Consider the following 17,157-nt stretch of genomic DNA (forward strand, 5'->3'; position numbering starts at 1 on the left):
CTCAGGGTCTCGGCATACGGGCGACCGGCGATGTACCGACCGCCCGTATTCAGCCTTACGCGGATCGGTCGAGGGCGCGCAGCGAGCGGTCCGTGATCGAACGGGATCCGCGGCCGATCGCGATCGTGCCGGACTGCACCAGCTCCTTGATGCCGAACGGCTCCAGCATCTTGAGCATGGCGGACAGCTTGTCGCCGGATCCGGTGGCCTCGATGGTGACGGCCTCCGGGGAGACGTCGACGGTCTTGGCGCGGAACAGCTGGACGATCTCCACGATCTGGGAGCGGGTCTCGTTGTCGGCGCGCACCTTCACCAGAACGAGTTCGCGCTGAACGGCCTGACCGGGCTCCAGCTCGACGATCTTCAGCACGTTGACGAGCTTGTTGAGCTGCTTGGTGACCTGCTCCAGCGGCAGGTCCTCGACGTTCACCACGATGGTGATGCGGGAGATGTCGGGGTGCTCGGTGACGCCGACCGCGAGCGAGTCGATGTTGAAGCCGCGGCGGGAGAACAGGGCGGCGATCCGGGCGAGGATGCCCGGCGTGTTCTCCACCAGGACGGAGAGCGTGTGCTTGGACATGGTCTTTTTACGTCTCTCTCGCTCAGTCGTCTTCGTTGTCGCCGAAGTCGGGGCGAACGTCCCGGGCGGCCATGATCTCGTCGTTGGAGGTGCCGGCGGCGACCATCGGCCACACCATCGCGTCCTCGTGGACGATGAAGTCGACGACGACCGGACGGTCGTTGATGGAGTTCGCCTCTTCGATGACCTTGTCCAGGTCCTCGGGGCGCTCGCAGCGGATCGCGTAACACCCCATGGCCTCCGACAGCTTCACGAAGTCGGGGACGCGGGTGCCGGCGCTGGGCTGCTTGCCGTCCGCCTCCGGGCCGGAGTGCAGCACGGTGTTGGAGTAGCGCTGGTTGTAGAAGAGGGTCTGCCACTGGCGGACCATCCCGAGGGCGCCGTTGTTGATGATGGCGACCTTGATCGGGATGTTGTTCAGGGCGCAGGTGGTCAGCTCCTGATTGGTCATCTGGAAGCAGCCGTCGCCGTCGATCGCCCAGACCGCACGGTCCGGCCGGCCGGCCTTGGCACCCATGGCGGCCGGGACCGCGTAGCCCATCGTGCCCGCGCCGCCGGAGTTCAGCCAGGTGGCGGGCTTCTCGTACTGGATGAAGTGCGCGGACCACATCTGGTGCTGGCCGACGCCCGCGGCGAAGATCGTGCCCTCCGGGGCGAGTTGCCCGATGCGCTCGATGACCTGCTGCGGGGCCAGGGAGCCGTCCTCGGGCTGGTCGTAGCCGAGCGGGTAGGTCTCGCGCCAGCGGTTGAGGTCGCTCCACCAGGCGGTGTAGTCGCCCTTGTGGCCCTCGCTGTGCTCCTTCTGCACGGCCTGGACCAGGTCGGCGATGACCTCGCGGGCGTCACCGACGATCGGCACGTCGGCCTCGCGGTTCTTGCCGATCTCGGCCGGGTCGATGTCGGCGTGGACGATCTTGGCGTACGGGGCGAAGCTGTCCAGCTTGCCGGTGACGCGGTCGTCGAAGCGGGCTCCGAGGGCGACGATCAGGTCGGCCTTCTGCAGCGCGGTGACGGCGGTGACCGCACCGTGCATGCCCGGCATTCCCACGTGCAGCGGGTGGCTGTCGGGGAACGCGCCGAGCGCCATCAGGGTGGTGGTGACGGGCGCTCCGGTGAGTTCGGCGAGGACCTTCAACTCGGCGGTGGCCTGCGCCTTGAGGACGCCGCCGCCGACGTAGAGGACGGGCCGCTTGGCGGAGGTGATCAGCTTGGCGGCCTCGCGGATCTGCTTGGCGTGCGGCTTGGTCACCGGGCGGTAGCCGGGCAGGTCCATGGTGGGCGGCCAGGAGAAGGTGGTCTTCGCCTGGAGGGCGTCCTTGGCGATGTCGACCAGGACCGGGCCCGGGCGGCCGGTGGAGGCGATGTGGAACGCCTGCGCGATGACCCGCGGGATGTCCTCGGCCTTGGTGACGAGGAAGTTGTGCTTGGTGATCGGCATGGTGATGCCGACGATGTCCGCCTCCTGGAAGGCGTCCGTGCCGATCGACTTCGAGGCGACCTGGCCGGTGATCGCGACCATCGGCACCGAGTCCATGTGCGCGTCGGCGATCGGCGTGACCAGGTTGGTGGCGCCGGGGCCGCTCGTCGCCATGCAGACGCCGACCTTGCCCGTGGCCTGCGCGTAGCCGGTGGCCGCGTGGCCGGCGCCCTGCTCGTGGCGGACCAGGACGTGGCGCACCCGGGTGGAGTCCATCAGCGGGTCGTACGCCGGCAGGATCGCACCGCCGGGAATACCGAATACCGTCTCAGCGCCGACCTCCTCGAGGGAGCGGATGAGGGACTGCGCACCCGTGACGTGCTCGACGGGGGCGGACTGCTGTCCTCCGGATCGGGGCCGCGGCTGCGGATGGGCCCCGGTGGCCTGCTCGGTCATCGGCATTCTCTTCTCGATGCTGAGGGTTTTTGCGAGGTTTGTGCGGTGTACGTCTGCGGTACGACAGGTGCCTGTGCAACAAAAAACCCCTCGTGCCGTAGGGCAAGCGAGGGGAGCGCGCCGGTGTGGTCGCTGGGGATTCCGGATCGTCCTCCGGTCGTTCCCAGCTCAGCCGACGCGCTGTCCAAGTACGAGAATTCGGGTGCGCATGGCACTGACCCTCCCCCCGACGCGCACCACGTGTCAAGTGGGTGGGACGGGAGTCTCATTATGTGAGCGAAGGGCACTGCCACCTCCGAAGACGGCCGACACACCTCCGGTGTACACCCCCGCTGCCCCGCCCGCGAACGCCGGTTCGGCCGGGGCGTGCGGCACGGGGTAATGGCCTGATCCGAGCGCCCGGCGCAGCCGGTACTCGTCCAGCGGTCCCGCGAAGGCCATGCCCTGCCCGTGGGTGCAGCCCATCGCGCGCAGCGCGATCACCTGCTCCGGCAGGTCGACGCCTTCGGCGACGGACTGCAGTCCGAGATCGCCGGCGATGCGCAGCAGCCCGCTGGTGATCTTGTGCAGTCGCGCGGACTCCACGACACCGTCGACCAGGCTGCGGTCGAGCTTGAGGATGTCGACCGGGAGCCTTCTGAGGGCCGTGATCGCCGCGTAGCCGCTGCCGAAGCCGTCGAGCGCGATCCGCACCCCGAGCCGGCTGAGCGCGGACAGCCGCCGCTCCAGCTCGTCCAGCGAGGTTCTGGGGTCGGTCTCGGACAGCTCGACGACCAGCGCGCCGGGCGGCAGTCCGTGCCGGGTCAGCAGCGCCTCCAGGGAACCGAGCGGCGTCGAGCGGTCCAGCAGCCGCCGGGCGCTCGTCCGGACGGCCACCGGCACCACGTTCCCGGTGGCGGCCCGCTCGGCCGCCTGCTCCACGGCCTCCTCGAGGATCCAGCGGTCCAGCTCGGCGGTCTTGTCGCCGTCCTCGGCCACCCGCAGGAACTCGGCCGGGGTGAACAGCACCCCCTGGGAGGAGCGCCAGCGAGCCTGCGCGGAGACCGATGTGATCCGGCCGTTCTCCAGGCAGACCACTGGCTGGTGCAGCAGCGCGAACTCGCCGTCGTGCAGCGCGGCGCGCAGCCGGGTGGCCAGCTCCGCCTTGCGTACGACGTCCTGCTGCATCTGCGGTTTGTACAGCTCGACGCGGCCCTTTCCGGCCGACTTCGCGCGGTACATCGCGAGGTCGGCGTTGCGCAGCAGCTCGCCCGCGCCGAGGCCGGGTTCGGCGAAAGCGACCCCGATGGAGGCGTTGACACGGACATCGTTGCCGTCGATCGCGTACGGCTGGGAGAGGGTCACCCTGAGGCGGTCGGCGAGCTCCAGGATGTTCCGCTCCCGGGCGGCACGGTCACGGGTGCCGTCCCCGACGATCAGGGCCGCGAACTCGTCGCCACCCAGCCGGGACGCGGTGTCCCCGTGCCGGACCGCGTCCTGGAGTCTGCGGGCGGCCTGGACGAGCAGCTCGTCCCCTGCCTGGTGCCCGATCGTGTCGTTGACGGCCTTGAAGCCGTCCAGGTCGATGAAGAGCACGGCCGTGCCGCGCAGGGCGGCGCCCCGGTCGGTGGCCCGGCGGCCGGAGAGGGCCTGCTGGACGCGCTTGGTGAACAGAGCGCGGTTGGGCAGGTCGGTGAGCGGGTCGTGCTCGGCGTTGTGCTGCAACTGGGCCTGCAGCCGTACGCGTTCGGTCACGTCCCGGCTGTTGAAGATCAGGCCGCCGTGATGCCGGTTGACGGTCGACTCGACGTTGAGCCAGCCGCCCTCGCCCGAGCGGAAGCGGCACTCGATGCGCGTGGTGGGTTCCTCCGGCGGGCTGGCGGCGAGGAAGCGGCGCACCTCGTGCACCACGCAACCCAGGTCCTCCGGGTGGATCAGGGCCGCCAGTTCGGTGCCCACCAGATCCTCGGCGGGCCGTCCGTAGACCCCGGCGGCGGCCGGGGAGACGTACCGGAGGATGCCGTTGGGCGCGGCGATCATGATGACGTCGCTGGAGCCCTGCACCAGGGAGCGGAAGTGGTTCTCCTTCTGCGCCAGTTCCTGGGTGAGGGTGATGTTGTCCAGCAGCATGATGCCCTGGCGCATGACGAGCGCCAGCACGACGCCACCCGCGGTGATCAGCACGACGTGGTCGGGCCGGCGGCCGTTGAGGACGTTGTACAGGATGCCCAGGGTGCACACGGCGGCGGCGAGGTACGGGGTGAGCGCGGCGAGGGAGCCGGTGAGCGGCCGGCCGGCCGGGTACCGGGTGTGGTCGCCGCCCGGCGCGGGCACGTGGGGGTGGCCGGTGCCGCGCTGGCCGGGCACGTGCTCGTGGACGACGCGTGTGTGCCCGTCCGGCACGTGCCGTTCGCCGTCCTGCGCTCCGGGGCGCCGGGGGGCGGCCCAGGGGGCGTAGGCGAGCAGCAGGGAACCGGCGAACCAGCCCGCGTCCAGCAGCTGTCCGGAGTGGTAGCTGCTGTGCAGCAGTGGCGAGGTGAACAGCGCGTCGCACATCACGGTCAGGGCGAGCGCGCCGATCGCGGTGTTCACCGCCGTGCGGTTGCCGGGGGTGCGGCGGAAGTGGAGCGCGAGCACCATGCTGACGAGCGCGATGTCGAGCAGCGGGTACGCCAGGGAGAGCGCGGTGTGCGCGACGCTCGGCCCGTCGAACCGGGCCGCCTGGGCGAGGGCGAGGCTCCACGACAGGGTGAGCAGGGAGCCGCCGATCAGCCAGGCGTCCAGCGCCAGGCAGATCCAGCCCGCCCGGGTCACCGGCCGTTTGGCGAGGACCAGCAGGCCCACGATGGCGGGCGGCGCGAAGCACAGGAAGAACAGGTCGGCATAGCTGGGGCTGGGCACGGGTCGTCCGAGGACCACCTCGTACCACCCCCAGACCGCGTTGCCCAGGGCCGCCATCGCCGAGGAGAGCGCGAACAGCAGCCAGGCCGGCCGGAAGCGGACCCGCGGGCTGCGTGCGTAGAAGAAACAGGAAACTGCGGCGGTGCCCGCCGCGGCGGTCAGCCCGAAGTCGCCCATGATCAGCGCGAGCTGGCCCGAACCCCAGTCGAACACGGAGCCGATGACATAGGCGCCGCAGACCAGGGCCAGGACGAGCTGACGGACCAGCCGCCTCCCGTCGCCGGCGGCCGACGGACGGGGCGGCAGCGGGGCCCCCGGCGGGTGCGGTGTGCGCAGCGCGCCGTCGAGGGTGGTCGTCACGGAAGGCGGCGCGTTCACCGGGGCCTCCCGGTCCGCGCCGCTCCCGGGCCCCGTGGGTCCCGGTGCGCATTCCTCCTGCGGCCGCCCGGCCTGCGGTGGTGGCTGTGATGGCTCGTGTGGTGGCCGCGTCTGCGCGCCGCCGTGCGCCAGGGTCGCCGTCGGCGGCTCCGCCGCGTCGGATCGTTCGTCCATAGGCCGTGCATCGCCCGTCGCCCCCCTCACAAATCTGAAATGTCCGTCCCCGGCGCCGAACGTCACCGGCGCAGCCCCTGTCGGGACGATACACCAGTATCGTCACTCAGGGACATAGCTTCTCTACGCTCCGTGACGATCAATGGATATGCCAGTACCGCTCGCATTCGGAAGATTGCGGAGGGTACCGGAAGCGGATTACGCCCTTGTTGTGAGGATCACGTTCCGCAGGGGTTCTTGGTTCACGAAGCGGTTCAACTGGTCCACGAGCAGCCGCTTGGCGCGCGGCAGAAAGGCCGACGTGGGCCCGCCCACATGCGGGCTGATGAGCACGCCGGGCGCCTGCCACAAGGGGTGTCCGGGCGGCAGTGGCTCGGGATCGGTCACGTCGAGGGCCGCCGTGATGCGCCCGTTCTCCAGCTCCGCGAGCAGCGCCTTCGTGTCGACGACGGCTCCCCGGGCGACGTTGACGAGCAGCGCCCCGTCCTTCATCCGGGCCAGGAATTCCGCGTCCACCAGACCCTGGGTTTCCTCCGTCAAGGGCGTGCAGAGGATCACGACATCGGCTTCCGGAAGCAGTGAGGGCAATTCGGTGAGCGGGTGCACCAGACCGCGCGCCGTGGTGCGCCGGGAGCGCGCGACGCGCGCCACCCGCGCTACTTCAAAGGGCACGAGCCGGTCTTCGACGGCCGAGCCGATGGCGCCGTAACCGACTATGAGGACGCTCTTGTCGGCGAGTGCGGGGTAGAACGCGCTCTGCCAGCGCTCCGCCTGCTGCGCCCGGACGAACTGGGGGATGCCGCGCAGGGAGGCCAGAGTCAGGGTCAGCGCGAGTTCGGCCGTGCTCGCCTCGTGCACACCGCGCGCGTTGCACAGCTGGACCCCGGGCACGATCGCCGACAGCCGGGCGGTGACGTCGTCCACGCCCGCGGTGAGTGTCTGGATGACCTGAACGTTGGTCAGATGCTCCAGGGGGCGCACCTTGACCGGCCATCGCTTCATGTACGGCACCACGTACACGACACAGTCCGCGGGGTCGCCCGGAAACTCCTCGTCGCCGCTCTCGCCCCCGTCCCAGAACAGGTACCGGAGCCCCTCGGGAAGCCCCTCGATCTCGTCCGGCGGGATGGGAAGCCACACGTCTGCACTCATGCCAGGAGGCTATGTCAGTCGTACAGGTGTGCAGAGGTTAGGTTGGGGGCCGGCAGAGGGAGGTTCACGAGCAGGTGGAGCGCAGGACGATCGGCGCGGGGGCGCTCGCGGTGGGGGCCGTCGGACTCGGGTGCATGCCGATGAGCTGGGCGTACAGCGGATCCCGGCAGCGGGGCGACGCATCGCTCAGAACCGTGCATCGGGCTCTGGATCTGGGCTCGACCCTCCTGGACACGGCGGACATGTACGGCCCGTTCACCAATGAGCTGCTGCTGGGGCGGGTACTCAGGGAGCGGCGTGCGGACGCCTTCGTGTCGACGAAGGTGGGGCTGCTCGTGGGCGAGCAGCACATCGTGGCCAACGGCCGCCCGGGGTATGTGCGGCGGGCCTGCGACGCCTCGCTGCGGCGCCTGCAGACGGACGTGATCGACCTCTACCAGCTGCACCGCGCGGATCCCGAGGTCCCGGTCGAGGAGACGTGGGGCGCGATGGCCGAGCTGGTGCAGGCGGGGAAGGTACGGGCGCTGGGTGTGTGCGCGGTGGGTGCGCGCGGCGGGCGCCGCTCCGGATCCCGGCTGCACGACGCGACCCTGCGCCAGCTCCAGCGGATACAACAGGTCTTCCCGGTGAGCGCGGTGCAGGCGGAGCTGTCGGTCTGGTCGCCGGAGGCGCTGGACGGGCTGCTGCCGTGGTGCGCGGCGCGGGGCGTGGGCTTCCTGGCGGCGATGCCCCTGGGCAACGGCTTCCTGACCGGCACGCTCACCCCGGGAGAGGGCTTCGAGCCGGACGACCTGCGCGCCCGCCACCCCCGGTTCACGGCCGAGATGATGGCGGCCAACCAGCCGATCGTCGCCGGACTGCGCCGTGTCGCCCGCCGGCACGGCGAGGACGTCACCGCGGCCCAGGTGGCGCTGGCCTGGGTGCTCGCCCAGGGGCGCCAGGTGATCGCGCTGCCCGGCACCAAGCAGGAGCGCTGGGCCGAGGAGAACGCGGCGGCGGCCGCGCTCCGGCTGACCGCACAGGACCTGGCGGAGGTGTCCCGGCTGCCGACCGCGCGGGGATCCTGGGACTGAGGGCCCGAGCGGGGCGAGCAGTGGTGAGATGGGAGAAGCTGCCGCTGGATCACCGCCCCGAAGGGACCATGATCGTGCAACGTCGAGTTGTGACGGCCGTGTTGGCCGCGACCGCGCTCCTGCTCACGGCGGGCTGCTCCGCCGACGGCGGTGGCTCGCCGAACGGCAGCGGGAGCGCGACGTCGCCGGGCGCCGCCGCGTCCTCCGCCCGGGCCACCGAGACGGCCGCCGCGGCCAAGGGCTCGGTGAAGGTGCTGCGCACGGTGGCCGAGGGCCTGAAGACGCCGTGGGGCCTGGCCCCGCTGCCCGGCGGCGGGCTGCTGGTCTCCTCCCGTGACGAGGGCACGATCACCCGGATCGACGAGAAGACGGGCCGCAAGACCGAGCTGGGCAAGGTCTCCGGGGTCTCCCCGGCCGGCGAGGGCGGCCTGCTGGGCATCGCCCTGTCGCCCGACTACGCCTCGGACCACATGATCTACGCCTACTTCACCTCGGCCTCGGACAACCGCATCGTCCGGATGCTGTACGACGAGCAGAAGCCGGCCGGCGAGCAACTGGGCGCCCCCGACACGGTCTTCAGGGGCATCCCCAAGGGAATCATCCACAACGGCGGCAGGATCGCCTTCGGCCCCGACGGGATGCTCTACGCGGGCACCGGCGAGAGCGGCAACCGCGGCCTGGCCCAGGACAAGAAGTCCCTGGGCGGCAAGATCCTGCGGCTGACCCCCGAGGGCGAGCCGGCCCCGGGCAACCCGTTCCCCGGCTCCCCCGTGTACTCGTACGGCCACCGGAACGTCCAGGGCCTGGCCTGGGACTCCAGGCAGCGCCTGTTCGCCTCGGAGTTCGGCCAGGACACCTGGGACGAGCTGAACGCGATCAAGCCGGGCGACAACTACGGCTGGCCGGAGGCGGAGGGCAGGTCCTCGCAGGCCGGCTTCCACAACCCGATCGCCCAGTGGCACACCGACGACGCCTCCCCCAGCGGGATCGCCCACGTCGACGGCGTCATCTGGATGGCCGGCCTGAAGGGCAAACGCCTGTGGCGCATCCCACTGCGGGGAACCGAGGCCGCGGCGGCCCCCCAGGCCTTCCTCACCGGCGAGTACGGCCGTCTGCGCACGGTGGTCGCGGCGGGCGGCGACAAGATGTGGCTGGTCACGAGCAACACGGACGGCCGGGGCACGCCGAAGAAGGGCGACGACCGGGTGCTGGAGGTGGAGGTGAAGTAGCCTCCCGGCTCATCCGTGGCTCACTCGCCGTCCTCCGAGTCCTCCGCCCCCGCTTCCGTGGAGGGCGGTTCGGGCCGGCGGACGACGACCTTTCCCGAGGCGAGGTCTATGGGTCCCCGGCTCGGGTCGTTGTCCCCGACGTCCTCCCGGGTCAGCTCCAGGCGCTTCTCTTCGTCATGGGTGTGCTTGCGACCGGGTGCGAACAGTTCCTCGAAGGCGTTGAACACGGCTTCTCCCCCTTGCCGGTTTTCTCCAGCGTACGGGTCAGCCCGGCGCTTCGGCCGTGAGCGGTTCGGTCGGGAACAGCCCCAGCCGGTGCGCCACGGCCGCCGCCTCGCCCCGGCCCGCGACGCCGAGCTTGGACAGGATGTTGGAGACGTGGACGCTCGCGGTCTTCGGGGAGATGAAGAGTTCCTCGGCTATCTGGCGGTTGGTGCGGCCGGCCGAGACCAGGCGGAGGACGTCCCGCTCGCGGCTGGTGAGGCCGAGGCGCTCGGCGGGGTCGAGGGCCTTGCGGGGCGTGTGGGTGAGGGTGAGGCGGGCGCGCTGGGCGAGCCGGGCGACGGCCTCGGCGAGCGGGCGGGCGCCCAGGTGGTCGGCGACCGCCCCGGCCAGGCGGAGCAGCTCCGTGGCACGGTCGCGTTCGTCGTCGCCGGCGGCCTCTTCGAGCAGGGCCTGGGCGAGCCGGCGGCGGACGCGGGCCAGGTCGTAGGGGCGGTCCAGGCACTCGAAGTCGGTGACCACGTCCGACCAGACCGCTGCGGTGTCGGTGCCGTGGGCGCGATGCAGTTCGGCGCGGGTCCAGCGCTCGTAGGCGTCCCAGACGGGTGCTCCGGTGGTGAGCTTCCGTGCGGCTTCGGCGAGCTTGTCGAGGACGTCGGCACGGCCGTCGGCCGCCGCGGGCAGGGCGCGGGCGTCGGCCTCGGCGGTGGCGGCGGCCAGCAGCAGGGGCCAGCCGTAGCGCTGGGTGCCGGGCGGGAAGCCGAGCTCCAGAGCGCGGTCCAGCTCGGCCCGCGCGTCGAGGAGCCGGCCCTCCTCGGCGGCGACACCGATGGCGATGCGGGCGATGGGCAGCAGCTGCTGGGGCATCGGGTCGTGGGTCCCGTAGTGGGCGTGGGAGATGGCCAGCTGGCGGCCTGCCTCGGCGGCGTCGCCCCGGGCGAGGGCGATGTGGGCCAGGCGCAGCGCGCCGGAGCCCCGGGGCTTGGCGCTGGCCGCGGAGCCCAGGGCGCCCGACGCGGCTTCGGCTGCCTCGTCCCACTGGCCGAGCGCGTACAGCGAGTCGGAGAGGTTGCCCCAGATCCACGCCTCGGAGTCCAGCAGCCCGTACTTGCGGGTGAAGGCGATGCCCTTGCGCAGGACGGGCACCGCTTCCCGGGGGCGGCCGACCGCCTCCAGCTCGGAGGGCAGGTTCACATAGGCCCGGCCCACGACATGCGCCACGCCTTCCGCCAGCGCGGCCTCCATGGCCCGGGTCGTCTCCGCCAGCCCGGCCTCGACGTCACCCGCGTCGACCATCAGGCAGCCGAGCGTGATGCGCGCGTTGAGCTCGATCTCACGGGCGCCGACCATCCGCGCGTACTCCACGGCCCCCTCGGCGGCGGCGAAGGCCTCGGGGCCTGGCTGGTGGAGCATGGACCAGCCGGCCACGTTGGCCAGCACGTCGGCGTGCACCTCCGAGGGCGGCAGGCCGCGCACCAGGTCCTGGGCGTTGGCGAGTTCCTGCCAGCCGTCGCCCCGGGCCAGGGCCTGGACCAGCCGGGAGCGCTGCACCCAGAACCAGGCGGCGCGCAGCGGGTCGTGCTCGTCCTGGAGGATCCGCAGCGCCTTCTTGGCGATTTTCAGGGCGCGTTCGCGCTCCCCGCAAAAACGGCCCGCGACCGCCGCCTCCGCCATCAGGTCGAGGTAGCGCAGCGGGGCGGTGGCCGGATCGCAGCCGCACGGAGGGTAGACGTCGGTGTAGTCGACCGGGCGCAGGGCGGCGCGGACCTCTTCCGGGGCGGTGTCCCACAGCTCCATCGCCCGCTCCAGGAGCCGCAGTTGCTCCGTGTAGGCGTGCCGGCGGCGGGCCACGACGGAGGCGTCCAGGACGGCGGGCAGGGCCCGGGCGGCGTCGTGGGCGTGGTACCAGTAGCTGGCCAGGCGCATCACGCGGGCGTCGGCGGGGACGAGCGTGGGGTCGGTCTCGACGGCCTCGGCGTAGCGCCGGTTGAGCCGGGAGCGTTCGCCCGGGAGCAGGTCGTCGGCGACGGCCTCGCGGACCAGGGAGTGCCGGAAGCGGTAGCCGTCGCCGCCGGTCGTGGCGGTGAGGATGTTGGCGCCGACGGCGGCCCGCAGCGCCTCGATGAGGTCGTCCTCGGCAAGCTGGGCCACGGCGGCCAGCAGCCGGTACTCGACGGTGGAGCCGCCCTCGGCGACGATCCGGGCGACCCCCTGGGCGCTCTCGGGCAGCGCCTCGACCCGGACCAGGAGCAGGTCGCGCAGGGAGTCCGTGCGCCCGGTGCAGCAGCCCTCGGTGGCGGCGACGGCGAGTTCCTCGACGAAGAAGGCGTTGCCGTCGGACCGCTCGAAGATCTCGTCGACCTGAGCGGGATCGGGTTCGGCGGCGCGGATGCCGGCGATCTGGCGGCCGACCTCCTCGCGGGTGAACCGGGCGAGTTCGAGACGGCGGACGGTGCGCAGCCGGTCGAGTTCGGCGAGCAGGGGGCGCAGCGGGTGGCGGCGGTGGATGTCGTCGGCGCGGTAGGTGGCGAGGACGAGGAGGCGGCCGGTGCGCAGGGTGCGGAAGAGATAGGCGAGGAGGTGGCGGGTGGAGGCGTCGGCCCAGTGCAGGTCCTCCAGGACGAGCACGACGGTGTGCGCGGCGGCGACCCGCTCCAGCAGCCGGGCGGTGAGTTCGAACAGGCGGGCCATGCCCTGCTCGTCGTGGCGGCTGGAGGTGGCCTCCCCCAGCTCGGGCAGCAGCCGGGCCAGTTCCTCCTCCTGTCCGGCGCCGGCGGTGGCGAACTCCTCGGGCAGGGCGTCGCGCAGGGCGCGCAGCGCGGTGGAGAAGGGGGCGAAGGGCAGCCCGTCGGCACCGATCTCCACACAGCCGCCCACGGCGACGACGGCGGCACGACGGCAGGCGGCCGCGGCGAACTCCTCGACGAGGCGGGTCTTGCCGACCCCCGCCTCTCCGCCGAGCAGCAACGCCTGCGGCTCGCCCGCGGCGGCACGGGCGAGCGCGTCGTTCAAGGTGTCCAACTCGTCGGTACGGCCGACGAACACGGGACTCACGGACCTGGTCTCCACGGGCCCGAGCATCGCACGAGGTCCGGACGGCGGTGCACCCGTTTTCCACAGCTCCGGTGCGATGGTCGTACGAATCTGGGGCAGAGGACGGCCGACCCCCGTACGGCCGCCCTCTGCCCTGCCCGCGCTCACGCGATGCGCGGGAGCCGGTGCCTGCGGGGGCGGTCGGTATGGGTCTCGGCACCCGCGGTGCCGTGCAGTGCGGCCCCCTCGCGGCGGGCGGTGCGACGGGAGCGCCGGACCTCGCGGGCGAGGCGCTCCTGTGCGGCCTCCCGGCGCAGCTCGGCGGAACGCACCCGGTGGAGTTCGTACTCGTACATGCCTGTCCTTCGGGAGAGGTGGTTTCGTGCTTCGCTTTCTGCGATGCCTCCACCTTCGTCTCCCCGGGGGGTGCGCCACATCGGGAGAGTTCCGCATCTTCGCGCGCGTGGGCACCCGTTGACGCGCATAAGGGGCCTCAGAGGCTCCGTAAGGTACCTACGGATTCCCTAAGACCCCATGGGACCTGCGGTTTCTCAGCCCGTCGAGGGCAGGGCCAGCAGCGCGTCGGAGTACTTCAGGACGGCCAGGAGCAGGCCGATGACGCCGAGCGAGACGCCCGCCCAGGCGACCGACTTGATCCACGCGGCCTGCGGGCGGCCGGGGACGCCGAACGCGGGCCGGGCGAGCACGACCACGCCGGTGATCAGCGCGGCCAGCGCGAACAGGCCGGCCCACAGGGCGGTGGTGTGCCAGGCGTCGCCGTAGACCTCCTTGACCTGCGTGGCGACGTTCGCCGTGGACGAGGTCTGGAGCTGGCCGATGAGGGTCTCGCGGGCGGCGGCGACCGTGCCGATCCAGCCGCCGCTGAGCGAGACCAGGCCCAGCGCGGCGGAGACGACGGCACCGGCGCCCAGGCCGACCCCGGAAGGCGTCTTCTCCTGAGGCGCCCCCTCGGACTCCCCGCTCTCCCCGGTGCTTTCCTCGGCGCTCTCGTCGGTCAGCTGCTCGTCCGGTTCCGCAGCGTCCGTCCTGGCCTCCGCCTCGGCAGCCGCGGCCGCCTCCTGCGGTGCCTGCTCGTCGTCGGTCTTGGTGAGGTCCTCAGTCTTCGTTGCCATGCCCGGCACCGTACGGACGTAGTCTGAGAGGTCTCTTAATGATCGTTGTGCGCGCCACGCGCGCGTGCGGCACGCCACTCCGGGGCCAGCACCGCCCAGATCTCGGTGTCCGCGCGCACGCCCCGGTGCGGGTAGTTCTCCCGCAGGACGCCCTCGCGGCTCATGCCGAGCCGCCTGGCCACGTTGATGCTGCCCTCGTTGGCGGAGGAGGCGTACCACTCCACGCGGTGCATGCCGCGCTCGTCGAACGCCCAGTCCAGCAGCACCCGCATGCCGCGCGTGACGAGGCCGCGCCCGGCCGCCGCCGGTTCCAGCCAGCAGCCGGCCTCGCAGACCCCGCTCGGGGTGTCCCAGACGCGGAACAGCAGGCCGCCGACGAGCTTTCCGTCCAGCCAGATCCCGTGCAGGCTGCCGGCGTCCGCGGCGCGCTTGTCGGCGTACGACTTCACCCAGGACCTGGCACCCGCCAGGTCGGACACCACGTCCGGCATACCGATGTGCCGGCCGATGTACTCCCGCCCCCGGTCGATGTTGGCGAGGACCTCCTCGGCGTGCCAGACCTCCAGGGGGCGCAGTTCGGCGCCGTCCTCACCCAGGGATATCGCGTACATCGCGCTGCTGCTCCTCCCGCAGTTCCTCCATGGACACCCTGCTGAGCCTCTCATGTGCGGCGCGGCACTCGGGCGGTTCGATGCTGATGCGCGGCAGCCGGCGCTCCAGCCAGGCGGGCAGCCACCAGTTGGCGGCGCCGAGCAGGTGCATCAGGGCGGGCACGAGCAGGGTGCGCAGGACGAAGGCGTCGAGGGCCACGGCGGAGGCGAGCGCGATGCCGAACATGGCGATCACGCGGTCGCCGCTGAGCACGAAGGCGAGGAAGACGGAGATCATGATGACCGCGGCGGAGTTGATCACCCGGCTGGTCTCGGCGAGTCCGACGCGCACGGCCCGTCGGTTGTCGCCGGTCTCCAGCCACTCCTCGTACATCCGGCTGACCAGGAAGACCTGGTAGTCCATGGAGAGCCCGAACAGCACCGAGACCATGATCACGGGCAGGAACGGCTCGATGGGGCCCTCCCGGCCGAGGCCGAGCAGTTCGCTGCCCCAGCCCCACTGGAAGACGGCGACGACGATGCCGAAGGCGGCGGCCACGGCGGCGATGTTCATCGCGGCGGCCTTCAGCGGGATGCCGAGCGAGCGGAAGGCGACGAGCAGCAGCAGACAGCCGAGCCCGATCACCACGCCGACGAACAGCGGCAGTTTGCCTACGATCACATCCGCGAAGTCGTCGTAGCTCGCCGTCACTCCGCCGACGTGCACGTCGAGGGAGGTTCCCGTCTCCGCGCGCGGGAGCACCTCGGTGCGCAGCCGGTCGACGAGGTCGCTGGTGCGCTGCGACTGGGGCGCGGAGTCGGGGACGACGGTGAGGTAGGCGGTGTCGCCGCCGGAGGCGTAGGTCACCGGGGCGACCGAGGCGACGCCCCGGGTGGAGCGCAGGGTGGTGTCGAGGCCGTCCAGGACGAGCTTGTCGTCGCCGCCGTCCACCCGGGTCACCAGGGTCAGCGGACCGTTCACGCCGGGACCGAAGCCCTGCGCGAGGAGGTCGTAGGCCTGCCGTGTGGTGGACGAGTGCGGGTCGTTGCCCTGGTCGGAGGTGCCGAGGTGGAGGGAGAGCGTGGGCAGCGCGAGCAGGGCGATGACGGCAACGGCGAGGGAGCCGAGCAGCTTGGGCCGGCGCTCCACGAACGCGGACCAGCGGGCGGCGAGACCGGTGGGCAGCTCGGGCCGTGGGCCGCGCCGGGCGAGCCGGCGCCGCTCGCGGCGGCTGAGGGCGCGCGGTCCGATGCAGGCCAGCAGGGCGGGCAGCAGGGTGACGGAGGCCGCGACGGTGAGGACGACCGTCAACGACGCGGCGACGGCCACCCCGTTGAGGAAGCCCAGGCGCAGGATCAGCATGCCCAGCAGGGCGATGCACACGGTCGCACCCGCGAACACGACCGCGCGTCCGGTGGTGGCCACGGCGTTCGTGGCGGCTTCGGTGACGCTCAGGCCGCGTTTCAGACCGCGCCGGTGCCGGGTCACGATGAAGAGCGCGTAGTCGATGCCGACGCCGAGCCCGATCAGCAGGCCGAGCATGGGCGCGAAGTCGGCGACGGTCATGGCGTGTCCGAGCAGCCCGATGCCGGCGTACGCCGTGCCGACGCCGATCAGCGCGGTGGCGATCGGCAGCAGCGAGGCGGCGAGCGAACCGAAGGCGAGGAACAGCACCACGGCCGCGACCGCCACACCGACCACCTCGGCCGTGTGCCCGCGCGCGGACTCGGTGAGCCCGATGGCGCTGCCGCCCAGCTCCACCTGCAGCCCGTCCCGTTCGGCGGCCCTGGCGGTGCGCACGACCGCCTCGGCCTCGGACTTGCCGATGTGCTCGGCCCCCTGGGCGAAGGTGACGGTGGCGTAGGCCGTGTGCCCGTCGGCGCTGATCCGGTGGGCGCCCCGACGGCCGTACGGGCCGGACACGGAGGCCACTCCCGGCAGGTCGGCGATCCGGTCCAGGGTGCGGGTCATGGTCCGCCGCACGCCGTGCGCGCGGACGGTGCCGTCGGTGGTGTGCCAGACGACGGTGTCACTGTCGCCGCCCAGGCCCGGGAAGCCCTCCTGGATCAGCCGCGTCGCGCGTCCCGACTCGGTGCCGGGGACCTCGTAGTCGTTCGAGTACGCCGAACCGGCCGTGGCGGCGGCCGCACCGACCCCGCCGAAGGCGAGCAGCCACAGCAGGACGGTGATCAGGCGGTGGCGGACACACCAACGCGCGAGGGCTGCCAACGGACGTGCTCCCAGGGGACGATTTGTGGATCTTTGGCCGGGAACCATCGTCCATGAACTGAACAGCCCGCAAAGAACGAATGAGCAACGCGAGACACTCTTGCAGGCGAAAGTGATCGTTTGCCGCGTTCATGGGCTTATTCACAGGAGTGCGAGGGACGTCACAGGACAATCCGGTGAACTATGTCGTCCCCGCGGGTACTTTGGTGCGCTTCGCGACGCCTCAGTCGAACTGGTCGCCGAGCGCCATGACCATCGTCCCCAGGATCAGCAGCCACAGCGCACGGCGGGTACGGCCCCGCGAGCCGAGAACCGCGGCGAGGGCACAGACGGCGGCGCCGAGGGCGTACGCGGCGGGTACGAGGGCCGGGGCGGAGCCGGTGAGCCGCAGCACCGCGGCGGCCAGCCCGGCCAGACACAGCAGCACCCCGGTGCCGGAGGCGACCCAGCGGGCCCGGCGGGCGTCCGAGACGTCGTCCGCCGGCTCCTCCACGTCGTCCACGTCGGATATGACGGGTTCGGCATCGGTAGCGGTGTCGGAATCGGTGCGTCCACTCATGGCGGGCGAGCGTAGCGCGTCCGGCCGGGAAATCTGACGCGGGGCCTTCGC

13 protein-coding genes are annotated in these 17,157 nt (G+C 71.9%); 2 read left to right on the forward strand and 11 right to left on the reverse strand.

All coding sequences use genetic code 11. The features are described from left to right. Positions 1-55 precede the first annotated feature (55 nt). The 4 genes from ilvN to ACFY3C_RS23890 all read right to left on the reverse strand — a co-directional run bounded on the left by ilvN (position 56) and on the right by ACFY3C_RS23890 (position 7,037). Positions 56-580, reverse strand: a complete 525-nt coding sequence (gene ilvN, locus ACFY3C_RS23875) for an acetolactate synthase small subunit (protein WP_386576583.1) — start codon at positions 578-580, stop codon at positions 56-58. Between the two features lie 22 nt (positions 581-602). Then, the gene (locus ACFY3C_RS23880) at positions 603-2,453 is read right to left on the reverse strand and encodes an acetolactate synthase large subunit (RefSeq protein WP_390772151.1); all 1,851 of its coding nucleotides are present in this window, start codon (positions 2,451-2,453) and stop codon (positions 603-605) included. A 243-nt stretch (positions 2,454-2,696) separates the two neighbouring features. Continuing rightward, a complete protein-coding gene (locus tag ACFY3C_RS23885) occupies positions 2,697-5,711 on the reverse strand; it encodes a putative bifunctional diguanylate cyclase/phosphodiesterase (RefSeq protein WP_390772152.1) in 3,015 nt (1,004 codons plus the stop codon). A 372-nt stretch (positions 5,712-6,083) separates the two neighbouring features. After that, a complete protein-coding gene (locus ACFY3C_RS23890; protein ID WP_390772153.1) occupies positions 6,084-7,037 on the reverse strand; it encodes a 2-hydroxyacid dehydrogenase in 954 nt (317 codons plus the stop codon). Between the two features lie 74 nt (positions 7,038-7,111). Here ACFY3C_RS23890 and ACFY3C_RS23895 point away from each other — a divergent pair, with 74 nt between their 5' ends. Both ACFY3C_RS23895 and ACFY3C_RS23900 read left to right on the forward strand, forming a co-directional pair. Then, positions 7,112-8,110 carry an aldo/keto reductase gene (locus ACFY3C_RS23895; protein ID WP_386576587.1) on the forward strand — a complete coding sequence of 333 codons (999 nt, stop codon included), beginning with the start codon at positions 7,112-7,114 and terminating at the stop codon, positions 8,108-8,110. A 68-nt stretch (positions 8,111-8,178) separates the two neighbouring features. After that, positions 8,179-9,339, forward strand: coding sequence for a PQQ-dependent sugar dehydrogenase (locus tag ACFY3C_RS23900; RefSeq protein ID WP_390772154.1), 1,161 nt, complete (start codon positions 8,179-8,181; stop codon positions 9,337-9,339). 20 nt (positions 9,340-9,359) lie between these two features. Here ACFY3C_RS23900 and ACFY3C_RS23905 read toward each other — a convergent pair whose 3' ends face one another. From ACFY3C_RS23905 to ACFY3C_RS23935, 7 genes are all read right to left on the reverse strand, one after another. Beyond that, positions 9,360-9,566: a DUF6191 domain-containing protein gene (locus tag ACFY3C_RS23905; RefSeq protein ID WP_390772155.1), complete on the reverse strand. Its 207-nt coding sequence runs from the start codon at positions 9,564-9,566 to the stop codon at positions 9,360-9,362. A gap of 37 nt (positions 9,567-9,603) precedes the next feature. Then, positions 9,604-12,642: an AAA family ATPase gene (locus tag ACFY3C_RS23910; protein WP_390772156.1), complete on the reverse strand. Its 3,039-nt coding sequence runs from the start codon at positions 12,640-12,642 to the stop codon at positions 9,604-9,606. Positions 12,643-12,758: 116 nt separating this feature from the next. Then, a complete protein-coding gene (locus tag ACFY3C_RS23915; RefSeq protein WP_386576591.1) occupies positions 12,759-12,950 on the reverse strand; it encodes a hypothetical protein in 192 nt (63 codons plus the stop codon). A 195-nt stretch (positions 12,951-13,145) separates the two neighbouring features. Further along, positions 13,146-13,727, reverse strand: coding sequence for a hypothetical protein (locus ACFY3C_RS23920; RefSeq protein WP_390772157.1), 582 nt, complete (start codon positions 13,725-13,727; stop codon positions 13,146-13,148). Between the two features lie 35 nt (positions 13,728-13,762). Next, positions 13,763-14,338 carry a GNAT family N-acetyltransferase gene (locus ACFY3C_RS23925; protein WP_390772158.1) on the reverse strand — a complete coding sequence of 192 codons (576 nt, stop codon included), beginning with the start codon at positions 14,336-14,338 and terminating at the stop codon, positions 13,763-13,765. Further along, the gene (locus tag ACFY3C_RS23930) at positions 14,316-16,547 is read right to left on the reverse strand and encodes an MMPL family transporter (protein ID WP_390772159.1); all 2,232 of its coding nucleotides are present in this window, start codon (positions 16,545-16,547) and stop codon (positions 14,316-14,318) included. The genes ACFY3C_RS23925 and ACFY3C_RS23930 overlap by 23 nt, the downstream gene beginning before the upstream one ends. A 223-nt stretch (positions 16,548-16,770) precedes the next feature. Further along, positions 16,771-17,106, reverse strand: a complete 336-nt coding sequence (locus tag ACFY3C_RS23935) for a hypothetical protein (RefSeq protein WP_389182107.1) — start codon at positions 17,104-17,106, stop codon at positions 16,771-16,773. Positions 17,107-17,157: the final 51 nt, after the last annotated feature.

The organism is Streptomyces sp. NPDC001410 (assembly GCF_042895235.1).
Classification (GTDB): Bacteria; Actinomycetota; Actinomycetes; order Streptomycetales; family Streptomycetaceae; genus Streptomyces.